The 10,960-nt window shown below is 62.2% G+C and carries 8 protein-coding genes, 1 tRNA gene and 1 pseudogene; 5 read left to right on the top strand and 5 right to left on the bottom strand.

All coding sequences use genetic code 11. The features are described 5' to 3' along the window. Positions 1-220: pseudogene (locus RFN28_RS22865) on the top strand (IS630 family transposase); the annotation flags it as partial. Positions 221-1,328: 1,108 nt separating this feature from the next. Here the strand turns inward: RFN28_RS22865 and RFN28_RS22860 are convergent. The 3 genes from RFN28_RS22860 to RFN28_RS22850 form a co-directional block, all read right to left on the bottom strand. Continuing rightward, a complete protein-coding gene (locus RFN28_RS22860; protein ID WP_320289484.1) occupies positions 1,329-2,003 on the bottom strand; it encodes a protein-L-isoaspartate(D-aspartate) O-methyltransferase in 675 nt (224 codons plus the stop codon). Positions 2,004-2,436: 433 nt separating this feature from the next. Then, positions 2,437-2,511, bottom strand: a tRNA-Gln gene (locus tag RFN28_RS22855). 174 nt (positions 2,512-2,685) lie between these two features. Continuing rightward, positions 2,686-3,030, bottom strand: a complete 345-nt coding sequence (locus tag RFN28_RS22850; RefSeq protein ID WP_320289483.1) for a VOC family protein — start codon at positions 3,028-3,030, stop codon at positions 2,686-2,688. A gap of 220 nt (positions 3,031-3,250) precedes the next feature. Here RFN28_RS22850 and ppdK point away from each other — a divergent pair, with 220 nt between their 5' ends. From ppdK to RFN28_RS22835, 3 genes are all read left to right on the top strand, one after another. Further along, a complete protein-coding gene (ppdK, locus tag RFN28_RS22845) occupies positions 3,251-5,935 on the top strand; it encodes a pyruvate, phosphate dikinase (protein WP_320289482.1) in 2,685 nt (894 codons plus the stop codon). Positions 5,936-6,057: 122 nt separating this feature from the next. After that, positions 6,058-7,161, top strand: coding sequence for a glycosyltransferase family 9 protein (locus RFN28_RS22840; protein ID WP_320289481.1), 1,104 nt, complete (start codon positions 6,058-6,060; stop codon positions 7,159-7,161). Positions 7,162-7,310: 149 nt separating this feature from the next. Next, positions 7,311-8,054, top strand: coding sequence for a polysaccharide deacetylase family protein (locus RFN28_RS22835; protein ID WP_320289480.1), 744 nt, complete (start codon positions 7,311-7,313; stop codon positions 8,052-8,054). Positions 8,055-8,084: 30 nt separating this feature from the next. Here the strand turns inward: RFN28_RS22835 and RFN28_RS22830 are convergent, their stop codons facing one another. Both RFN28_RS22830 and RFN28_RS22825 read right to left on the bottom strand, forming a co-directional pair. Beyond that, a complete protein-coding gene (locus RFN28_RS22830; protein ID WP_320289479.1) occupies positions 8,085-8,474 on the bottom strand; it encodes a DUF427 domain-containing protein in 390 nt (129 codons plus the stop codon). Between the two features lie 156 nt (positions 8,475-8,630). Further along, positions 8,631-8,987 carry a hypothetical protein gene (locus RFN28_RS22825; protein WP_320289478.1) on the bottom strand — a complete coding sequence of 119 codons (357 nt, stop codon included), beginning with the start codon at positions 8,985-8,987 and terminating at the stop codon, positions 8,631-8,633. A gap of 194 nt (positions 8,988-9,181) precedes the next feature. Here RFN28_RS22825 and RFN28_RS22820 point away from each other — a divergent pair, with 194 nt between their 5' ends. Beyond that, the gene (locus tag RFN28_RS22820; RefSeq protein ID WP_320289477.1) at positions 9,182-10,810 is read left to right on the top strand and encodes a fatty-acid--CoA ligase; all 1,629 of its coding nucleotides are present in this window, start codon (positions 9,182-9,184) and stop codon (positions 10,808-10,810) included. Positions 10,811-10,960 lie beyond the last annotated feature (150 nt).

Here is a 10,960-nt window from a genome sequence, read left to right as displayed (position 1 = left end):
CTTGCTCCTGGCTCAACGCCGTCGAGGGCTTCTTCGCCAAGCTGTCGAAGCGACGCCTCAAGCGAGGCGTCTTTCATTCTGTCGTCGACCTGCAGGCGGCCATCAACCGCTACTCGCCGAGCACAATCGACAACCCAAACCCTTCACCTGGACCGCTGACCCCGACAAAATCATCGCCGCCGTCAAACGTGGGCACCAAGTGTTAGATTCAATCCACTAGTTCTACAATGCGCAATTGACTGGGATTCATGGAAGCTTTTCGAACTTTCTGCCTCGCGCCACCAGCCGAATTGAGGGCCCTGGTGAAGGAGGTCGGGATGCATGAATCTGGCGCGGGACAAGCTTGATCGATGCACTCACGCATCGGGACATAGGCAGCCGCCTCAATGGAATACGGGGCTATATGTTTCACTTATTCGGACCAATGCGTTTGGAAGGATCGGACCTCAGTCGATTGCGGGCCTGCTGGCAAATCAGACACTCTCCCGATCGCGCCGGCTGATACCCCCAAGCCCCCCGCCCATCAGGCGGCGCGTAGCCCGGCTTGCGAACCTCAATCCAACTCCAAAAGCAAGCCGGGCGTCTATCCAGTCGGGAAACGCGATAAGAAGAATTGGACGGTCCAGCACGTCGATTTCGCTGGGATCGGTCAAAGGGGACGCCACGGGATCCGAATGACCAACGACGGTGACGCTTTCCGCGGCTTCGTCTTGTGTAGCCGCAATGGTGCCGTCGCCGCCACCTCGTCCTGAACACCCTTCTCGAATAGCGCGCGCCTCACCCCCTTGATATTGCATTATTTGCAAGGCGCCAAAATTTTGGCGGGTCTTCCCGTACGGACAGGAATTTCCGCAAGATCGAGGCACCGTGGTCTCTTGCCAGGAACGTAACGTCGGCCAATCTTGATGGCCATGCCGCGGATGAGCGACCTCACCTATGTCAGGTGCAGGAGCGGCCTTTGCCGTAGCCGCAGCCCAAGCGCAGCAGCAAGAGGTCAAGAAAAGCCGTCTTGCGGACAACCGGGCGAACCGGCCTGAGGCAAATAGGGGCGCTGAAAAGCGGCCGACTAATCAGCCAGCAAGGCGCCGCTCGCAGCGCTCGAAGCCGTTCAGGGGCTCCAAGGTCATTAAAGCATGTCTCCCGAAAGTGGGAACCGGGTTTCGGGACAAAGACATGCGTAAAATCAAAAACTAAAGCGCATGGAGCGAATCTGAAAGACCGCGACGCGCTTTAGTCCGTATCTTCGCGTTGACCATGAGCGAAGAAGAACGGTAGCCTGGAACCCGGCTGGTGAGAAAAGCGAAGTCGCACCAGTCGCGCGCGCCTCGTTAGACGGTTTCGAGCCGGCTGAACCGAACCGGGATGAGTTTCCGGGTCTTGAGTTGCCCCGCCGCATCCTTGTCGATGGTAGTCAGGAACTGTGCCTCTTCAGACGCTAAAGGCAGAACAAGGCGTCCTCCTGGCTTGAGCTGATTCAGCAAAGCCGGCGGCGTCCGCTCAGCCGCCACGCTAACCAGGATCTTGTCGTATGGGGCGTGCTCGGGCCAGCCGCGAGATCCGTCTCCGACGCGAATAGCGACATTTGAGAAGCCAAGGCCCCGCAGCAGAGCCTCGGCGTGGCTCGCGAATTCCTCGATGATTTCGACGCTCCAAACTTGTCCTGCGAGTTCCGCGAGGATCGCGGATTGATAACCCAGGCCAGTCCCGATCTCGAGCACCGTTTCGTGCGGTTGGAGAGTGAGGAGATCGGTCATCAGAGCGACAATGAAGGGCTGCGACACGGTCTTATCGAAGCCGATCGGCAGCGGCATGTCCTGGTAGGCATAAGGCGCGACCGCAGCTGGTACGAAGAGATGTCGCGGGACCCGCCGCATCGATGCCATCACCCGCTCATCGAGCGTAGCCTTGCCGAGTTCTTCGCTTGCAAGGTCGGCATGGATCGCAATCATCTCGACCATGTGCCTGCGTAGAACCGCAAGGTGCTTTTCGTTCATCGGTTTCATGGCGGTGACGCTTTCCTCGACGAACTGCTGCCAGACGCCATTATATCCTGTTCGTCTTATCACAGTAACCGACAAGGCCGATTTAGTGCGGATCGCCCATCTGATGCGCACGGGTTGGTTCCGGCAGGCCTACATCAGGTCGGAGAGCTGCTACGCGGCCTTTGCTGACGCACTGGCGCAACCGCATGAGGCGGTGGATAGACTGGACTTACAGAACTAGCATCCTCGCCAGTGTCGTTTCGCGCTTTGCATTCTCGGTTCGGGATTGCAGGCGTATCGCCTGATGACCGCCCGTTTAGTTTGTTGAGTCTCCTGGCCGATATCCGAGTGCCGGATATCACGTGGATCATCCACAGGCTCGCGAACTAACGAAGGTGCTAACAAACTCTGCTAACGCGAAAATTAAGTGACTGATTTTATTGATAAACTAGCTTGGCTGGGGCGCCAGGATTCGAACCTGGGAATGTCGGTACCAAAAACCGATGCCTTACCACTTGGCGACGCCCCAACAGCCGGGCAGTGCCCGCTGCGCGCGGCCTTATAGGATGAGCCGGTGGAAAGCTCAATGGCAGATTAAGGGAATAGGCAGTAGGGCAGTACGGCAGTGGGGCAGCAGGGTGCCGGGGAGCAGGATAGGACAAATTCCCTATTGCCCTACTGCCTTACTCCCATATTCCCTTACCTATTCGCCCCAGACGGCCAGCTCGTTGCCGGCCGGATCGGTGAAATGGAACCGCCTGCCGCCAGGGAAGGAGAAGATCGGCTTGACGATGCTGCCGCCGGCATTCTCGACCGCCTGCAACGTCTCTTCCAGGTTTTTGGAATAGAGCACGGGCAGCGGCTTGGCGGACGCCTCGCCGGCATCGGCTTGGAAGCCGCCGTCGAGTCCCTCGGTAAAGGCGGAATACGTCGGTCCGTAGTCGGTGAACGACCAGGAAAACACTGCGCTGTAGAAAGACTTGACGCTGTCCAGCGTGCCGCCCGTCGCCGGCAATTCCAGATAGTCGAGTTTCCCGTTGAGTTTCATCACGCTACTCCACCTTTGTTCTTGTTATGTTCTATATCGCAGGCGATCTACCGGCAAGTCTTTTTGACGCGGGCTTTTGCTTAATCGATTGTAGTAGCGGCGCTTGCTTTGCGGATGCCTTGCGTTTCGCACTGCAGCATCATATCGCTCGGATCGGAAGGGCGGGGAACCGGGCTTGGGTCCGGGTGTTGTCTATCTTCCAAGGACCTGGAGGGCGAGCATGACCAAGTGGGTTTACACCTTCGGCGACGGCGCCGCCGAAGGGCGTGCCGGCGACCGCAATCTTCTCGGCGGCAAGGGCGCCAACCTGGCCGAGATGTGCAGCCTCGGCCTGCCGGTGCCGCCGGGCTTCACCATCACCACCGAAGTCTGCAACGCTTATTATGCCAACGGCCGCACCTATCCGGCCGCGCTTGAGGCCGATGTCCTTGCAGCGCTCGACCATATTGGCAGGCTCACCGGCCGCCGTTTCGGCGATCCGTCCAAGCTGCTTCTGGTCTCCGTGCGCTCCGGTGCCCGCGCTTCGATGCCCGGTATGATGGACACCGTGCTCAATCTCGGCCTCAACGACGAGACGGTCGAGGCGCTGGCTGCCGATTCCGGCGATGCGCGCTTCGCATATGACAGCTACCGCCGCTTCATCCAGATGTATTCCGATGTCGTCATGGGTCTCGACCATGAGGTGTTCGAGGAAATCCTCGAGGATCAGAAGGCGAGCCTCGGCCACGAGCTCGACACCGAGCTGACGGCCCTCGAATGGCAGGGCGTGATCGCGCTCTACAAGGCCAAGGTCGAGGAAGAGCTCGGCAAGCCGTTCCCGCAGGACCCGCGCGAGCAGCTCTGGGGCGCGATCGGCGCCGTGTTTTCCAGCTGGATGAACAACCGCGCCATCACCTACCGGCGCCTGCACGACATCCCGGAAAGCTGGGGCACGGCGGTCAATGTCCAGGCCATGGTGTTCGGCAATATGGGCGATACGTCCGCCACCGGCGTCGCCTTCACCCGCAACCCCTCGACCGGCGAGAAGCAGCTCTATGGCGAATTCCTGGTCAACGCCCAGGGCGAGGACGTGGTGGCCGGCATCCGCACGCCGCAGAACATCACCGAGGCGGCGCGCATCGCCGCAGGCTCGGACAAGCCGTCGCTGCAGAAGGTGATGCCGGACGCTTTCCAGGCCTTCGTCGACATCTCCGACCGGCTGGAGAAGCACTACCGCGACATGCAGGACCTCGAATTCACCATTGAGCGCGGCAAATTGTGGATGCTGCAGACTCGCTCCGGCAAGCGCACAGCCAAGGCGGCGCTCAAGATTGCCGTCGACATGGCGAAGGACGGGCTGATCACCAAGGAAGAGGCTGTCGCCCGCATCGACCCCGCCTCACTCGACCAGCTCCTGCACCCGACCATCGATCCGAAGGCCGCGCGTGACGTCATAGGCGTCGGCCTGCCGGCTTCGCCAGGCGCCGCCACCGGCGAGATCGTCTTCTCGTCAAGCGATGCCGAGGACGCCAAGGCGCAAGGGCGCAAGGTCATCCTGGTGCGCATCGAAACCAGCCCCGAGGACATTCATGGCATGCATGCCGCCGAAGGCATCCTCACCACGCGCGGCGGCATGACCAGCCACGCCGCGGTTGTGGCGCGCGGCATGGGCAAGCCTTGCGTGTCGGGCGCAGGCTCGCTGCGCGTCGACTACAAGGCCGGCACGCTGATCTCGATGGGCCAGACCTTCCGCAAGGGCGACATCATCACCATCGACGGCGGCAACGGCCAGGTGCTGAAGGGCGCGGTGGCCATGCTGCAGCCCGAGCTGTCCGGCGATTTCGCCGCCATCATGGAATGGGCGGATGCCGCGCGCCGCATGAAGGTGCGCACCAATGCCGAAACGCCGCTCGACGCGCGCATGGCGCGCTCCTTCGGCGCCGAAGGCATCGGGCTTTGCCGCACCGAGCACATGTTCTTCGAGGGCGACCGCATCGTCGCCATGCGCGAGATGATCCTGGCCGATACCGAGAAGGAGAGGCGCTCGGCACTCGACAAGCTCCTGCCGATGCAGCGCTCGGATTTCCTCGAGCTGTTCGAGATCATGGCCGGCCTGCCGGTGACGATCCGCCTGCTCGATCCGCCGCTGCACGAATTCCTGCCCAAGACCGAGGCCGAGATCGCCGAGGTCGCCTCGGTCATGAACGTTTCGGCCGACAAGCTCCGGCAGCGCACCGAGGCGCTGCACGAGTTCAACCCGATGCTCGGCCATCGCGGCTGCCGGCTTGCCGTCTCCTATCCCGAGATCGCCGAGATGCAGGCACGCGCCATTTTCGAGGCGGCGGTCGAGGCCGGCCGCAAGGCCGGCGCGCTGGTGGTGCCGGAAATCATGGTGCCGCTGGTCGGCCTTGTGAAGGAGCTGGAATACGTCAAGGCGCGCATCGATGCGGTCGCCAAAAGCGTCATGCAGGAGACCGGCACCAAGATCGACTATCTCACGGGCACGATGATCGAGCTCCCCCGCGCGGCCATCCGCGCCCATGTCATTGCCGAGGCTGCCGAATTCTTCTCCTTCGGCACCAACGACCTGACGCAGACGACCTTTGGCATCTCGCGCGACGATGCGGCCACGTTCCTTGAAACCTACCGGCAGAAAGGTATTATCGAGCAGGATCCGTTCGTTTCGCTGGACATCGACGGTGTCGGCGAACTCGTGCGGATCGCGGCCGGAAAGGGCAGGGCGACACGGCCCCAGATCAAGCTCGGCATCTGCGGCGAGCATGGTGGCGATCCGGCATCGATCCGCTTCTGCGAAGAGGTAGGCCTCGACTATGTGTCATGCTCGCCTTACCGCGTGCCGATCGCGAGGCTGGCCGCCGCTCAGGCGGCCGTGGAGGCCACGAAAGCAAAGGCAAGGCGCGCCTGAGCGGCGCGCCTCAGCTTACGATTTTGTATGGAACCTCACGCGAACGTGCGCGCGCTGGTTCCCAATCTCGACATCGTTCCAAGGCACTTTCTGGTTCCGAATTCCCGGGTGCTGAGAAACAGATGCCGCAGATCCCCCCCACCTCCGTGCGATCGATCCTGATCCTGCAGACGAAATTCATTGGCGACATCGTTCTTGCCTCGACGCTGGCGAGGAATCTTCAGCTCGAATATCCCGGCGTCAGCATCATCTTCCTTTGCGAGGCAGGGCTCGCCGATTTCGTTGCCGGCCACGGTATCGCTTCGGAAGTCGTCTCTTTCAAGCGTTCGCACATGCGCGGCACAACGCTGCAGCGGGCGCGGGAGTTCGTCGAGACTGTAAGGAGGCTGCGTCGGTATCATTTCGATATGGTGATCGACCTCGCCGATTCGAAAACGTCGCGGTTCATCGTCGGGCTGGTCAACGCGCCCATCCGTGTAGGCTTTAGCCCGAGCGAGAAGCCGCTGCGCTGGTTCGAACGCCAGCCTGCCAATGTCTTGGCAAAGCCGTTCGGCTATGGCGAGCAACATTATCTCTACCGCTATCTGTCGCCGCTCGAGGCACTTGGCGCGGACCTGCACCTATTGGTGCCGTCGATCTTGCCTCTGCCGCAGGAAACAGCACGCGTCCTGGCGCTGATGGAAAAATCCGATCTTCACCGCAACGGCTTCGTGGCCGTGCATGCCGGCGCCAACTTTCCGGGACGCCGCTGGCAGCCCGAGCGCTTTGCCGCCGCGATCGACCAGATATCAGCCGAGACGGGCCTGGACGTCGTTTTGGTCGGCGGCCCCGACGAGAACGAGGCAGCGGACAAGATCATGGCGGCGGCGAAAGCGCCGGTCGTCAATCTGGTCGGCGCGCTCTCGCTCGAAACGTTGCTGGCGCTGTTCAAGGAGGCCCGGCTGTTCATCGGCAATGAGAGCGGCCCGATGCATATGGCGGCGGCGGCCGGCACTCCCGTTGTCGGCCTGTTCGGCCTGACCAGTCCGGTCCGGTGGGGACCTGTTGGTGTTCCCAGCATTTCGTTGCAGCCATCCATGCCTTGCGATTGCGTTGGCGGCGACCTGTGCCGCCGGACCGATCCCAGCAAGGCATGCTGCGTCTGGCGCCTGGAAGTGGATGCCGTGGTCGGCGCGGCGCGCGAACTTCTGGCGCGGACGGAGGCGACAATGGAGCAGGCGGGCTAGGTCCAGCGCATGAATCCAAAAAACAACCGGTTTACGCAAATTGTCGCGCGGTTGGTTTTCGGATACGAAGCATCCCGATTTTCGCCTAGATGCGGGTCTTGTTGACGCGATCTTGCGTTGAATGACGCGACATGCCGGGCTTGGAAAGAATGACGGCTTTGCTTCGAAAATCGCTCTGTGCGCTCGCGCTGTCGGTCGCGCTGGCCTCTGCCGGCAATGCCGCGACGCTGGTCGAGCCGACGCTGCATCTGAAGCCGCAGGGGAGCGGCGGTGGCCGGGTCGCGCTTACGCTCGACGCCTGCGGCGGACAGACCGATACGCGCATTCTGTCGGCGCTTGTCGAGAACAGGATTCCCGCAACGATCTTCGTCACCGGCATCTGGCTGAAGCGCAACGCGGCCGGCGTCGAGATCATGCGGGCGCATCCGGACCTGTTCGAGCTGGAGAATCACGGCGGCCGTCATATCCCGGCGGTCGACACGCCGCGCAAGATCTACGGCATCAGCAGCGCCGGCAGTGCCGATGCCGTTCAGGCCGAGGTCGAGTCCGGCGCCGCAGCGCTTGGCAAGGCCGGCGGTCCGGCGCCGAAATGGTTTCGCGGCGCCACCGCCCAATACAGCCCATCGGCGATCGCCATGATCCGCAAGCTGGGCTTCAAGATCGCCGGCTTCTCCGTCAACGGCGATGGCGGCTCGCTGCTCGGCGCGAAGGCGACCGCCCGTCGCATCGCCGCCGCCAAGGACGGCGACGTGATCATCGCCCACATCAACCAGCCGACCCACGCGGCGGGCGAGGGCGTAGTCCAGGGCCTGCTGGCCCTGAAGCAGAAGGGCATGACGTTCGTTCGCCTGGAGGATGCCGAGGACGTGGGCAACGACGGCACCACCGACTGATCGCTGTATTCGGGCGCCAGTTCGAAATTTTCAGCCCGGCTTAGCCTCGACCGTCACCTTGCTCGCATAGAACGCGCCGTGATCGCGGATCTCGGTCATCTCGTCGAAAGGCTGCTCATAGGCCCACATCGCATTCTTGCCGGTTTCGCCGGCCGACAGCACGCTCCAATAGGTCGCATCGCCCTTGTAGGGGCAATGCGTCGAATGCTCGGTCCTGGCGAGCTTGCCGAAATCGATGTCGGCGAAGGGGATATAGAAAACCGCAGGGTAGGGCGGTTCCGACAACAGCCTGGCCCGGGTCGACCTGGCGATGACGGTGTCGCCGGCGCTGACCGTGACGGTGCCGCGATAAGGCTCGATCGTTATTACCTTATCGGGATTGCGCTGAAAGCCGGGGGCGGGGTTGGCGCGCTTGTCCATGACGGTTCTCCTTCGGCAGTTTGAAGGTGCGTGGCGGTTTTCCGTTCGGAACCGCTCTGGTCCGTCAAAGGTGGGTCTGGCCGGCGCCTCGCGCAAGGCAGCGCCATAGCGAGAAATCGCGTCCAGGCGAAATAATGTTCTAACCGATGCCGGCGATCAGGCCGCGGCCTTGAACGCGTCCATGAGGCCTGCATAGGCGGCGGCGATGCCGGCCACCGGATTGGTGCTTCTCGCCGCGGTCTCGACCTTCAGCGCGCCGCCCGAGGTCGGCAGCGTGAGAAGCAGGAACTGGCGGTTGCCGCCGTCGCCGACGCACGCGGCGGCAACATGCTGGCCTTCGCCGTCATTTTCGACGCACATCTTGAACAGCAGCGTTCCGCCGACAGCCTCCAGCGCGCCGCCGACGACTTCGGCAAATTCGTCGTCGGAAACGGTTTTGGAGTCCGGCGTCAGATCGTCCAGACTTTCGGCAAGCGTGCTTTCGAGGGCTTTTTCGTCGAGCTGCGCATCCATGCGAACCTCTCCATCCGCCAATCTTACCCAGCCCGTTAATGAAACTTAACGGCGACGATGGCCGCATTATGGCGGGTTTCACGGGTTGTTCCGTCGATCCACCGCCTTGGACTTATGGTGGCTGGACAATCCGCCGGATCATTCCACAATGCGTGAAACAACGACGCGAAAGCGCGAAAAGGGGAGGAACCGAGATGCACGGACTGATGCAGCAATGGCCGCTGCTCTGCCACAAGTTGATCGATCACGCCGAACGCCAGCACGCAGGACGCGAAATCGTGTCGCGTTCGATCGAAGGCCCGATCGTGCGCACCACCTACGCCGACATCCGTCATCGGGCGCTTAAGGTGGCGCAGCGGCTGGAGCGCGACGGCTTCGCGCTCGGCGACCGTATCGCCACGCTTGCCTGGAACACCGCCCGCCACCTCGAGGCCTGGTACGGCATCATGGGCATTGGCGCGATCTACCACACGCTCAATCCGCGTCTCTTTCCCGAACAGATCGCCTGGATCATGAACAATGCCGAGGACCGCGCGATCTTCGTCGACCTGACCTTCGTGCCGCTGCTGGAAAAGATCGCCGGCCAGGTGAAGTCGCTGCGGCAGGTGATCGTGCTGACCGACCAGGCGCATATGCCGCAAACATCCTTGCCGAACGCTGTTGCCTATGAGAAATGGCTGGCCGAGGCCGACGGCACCTTCGCCTGGAGGAGCTTCGACGAGAACACCGCCGCCGGCATGTGCTACACCTCCGGCACGACGGGTGACCCGAAAGGCGTCGTCTACAGCCATCGTTCCAACGTCCTTCACGCCATGATCGCCGCGATGCCGGACGCCATGGGCATATCGGCGCGGGACGTGATCCTCCCGGTGGTGCCGATGTTCCATGCCAATGCCTGGGGACTTGGCCAGAGCGCGCCGATGATCGGCGCCAAGCTTGTGATGCCCGGCTGCAAGATGGATGGCGCTTCTATCTACGAACTGCTCGACACCGAAAAGGTCACCTTCAGCGCCGCCGTGCCGACGGTGTGGATGATGCTGCTGCAACATCTGGAAGAGACCGGCAAGAAGCTGCCTTATCTCAACAAGGTCGTCATCGGCGGTTCGTCCTGCCCGCGCGCCATCACCGCAAAATTCCAGGACAAATACGAGGTCCAGGTCGTGCATGCCTGGGGCATGACCGAGATGTCGCCACTCGGCACGCTCTGCACCATGAAGCCGGAATATGAAGGGCTGACGGGCGATGCCCGGCTGGACGTCCAGGGCAAGCAGGGCCACCCGCCCTTCGGCGTCGAGATGAAGGTGACCGATGACGAGAACAACGCGCTGCCGTGGGACGGCAAGACCTTCGGGCGTCTCAAGGTGCGCGGCCCGGCCATCGCGCGCGCCTATTACGGCGGCGTCGGCTCCGAGCAGTTCGACGCAGACGGCTGGTTCGACACCGGCGACGTCGCGCATATCGACGCCAGCGGCTATATGCAGATCACCGACCGCGCCAAGGATGTCATCAAGTCGGGCGGCGAGTGGATCTCCACCATCGATCTCGAGAACCTCGCCGTCGGCCATCCCGATGTGGCGGAGGCGGCGGCGATCGGCGTGCCGCATTCCAAATGGGGCGAAAGGCCCCTGCTGGTCGTCGTGCGCAAGCCGGGCAAGGAGCCGAGCAAGAGCGACATCTTGGCCTTCATGAGCGGCAAGGTCGCCAAATGGTGGATGCCCGACGATGTCGCCTTTGTCGGCGAGATTCCGCACACGGCCACCGGCAAGATCCAGAAGGTTACCTTGCGCCAGCAGTTCAGGGACTACCGGCTGCCGACGGATTGAGAATCTTTCGACTTCAAGGCTGAGCCAAAAACCTCTAGAGCAATTCCAGGAAAAGCGCGCAGCGGTTTTCCGTCCGGAGTTGCGTAAAAACAAACAGTTAGCGCAGTTCAGCGATTTCTCGAAACGCTGAACTGCGCTAAAGCTCGACGC

Origin of the sequence: Mesorhizobium album, assembly GCF_033977205.1 — a bacterium.
Taxonomy (GTDB): domain Bacteria; phylum Pseudomonadota; class Alphaproteobacteria; order Rhizobiales; family Rhizobiaceae; genus Mesorhizobium; species Mesorhizobium album.
Note: the sequence above shows the minus strand (reverse complement) of the source record. Positions and strands in the feature narration are given on the sequence as shown.

Coding starts and splice junctions, on each gene's coding strand:
- RFN28_RS22840 (WP_320289481.1), top strand. CDS start 6,058: ATGCCGCAGATCCCCCCCACCTCCGTGCGATCGATCCTGATCCTGCAG.
- RFN28_RS22850 (WP_320289483.1), bottom strand. CDS start 3,030: ATGAAACTCAACGGGAAACTCGACTATCTGGAATTGCCGGCGACGGGC.
- RFN28_RS22830 (WP_320289479.1), bottom strand. CDS start 8,474: ATGGACAAGCGCGCCAACCCCGCCCCCGGCTTTCAGCGCAATCCCGAT.
- RFN28_RS22825 (WP_320289478.1), bottom strand. CDS start 8,987: ATGGATGCGCAGCTCGACGAAAAAGCCCTCGAAAGCACGCTTGCCGAA.
- RFN28_RS22860 (WP_320289484.1), bottom strand. CDS start 2,003: ATGAAACCGATGAACGAAAAGCACCTTGCGGTTCTACGCAGGCACATG.
- RFN28_RS22820 (WP_320289477.1), top strand. CDS start 9,182: ATGCACGGACTGATGCAGCAATGGCCGCTGCTCTGCCACAAGTTGATC.
- RFN28_RS22835 (WP_320289480.1), top strand. CDS start 7,311: ATGACGGCTTTGCTTCGAAAATCGCTCTGTGCGCTCGCGCTGTCGGTC.
- ppdK (WP_320289482.1), top strand. CDS start 3,251: ATGACCAAGTGGGTTTACACCTTCGGCGACGGCGCCGCCGAAGGGCGT.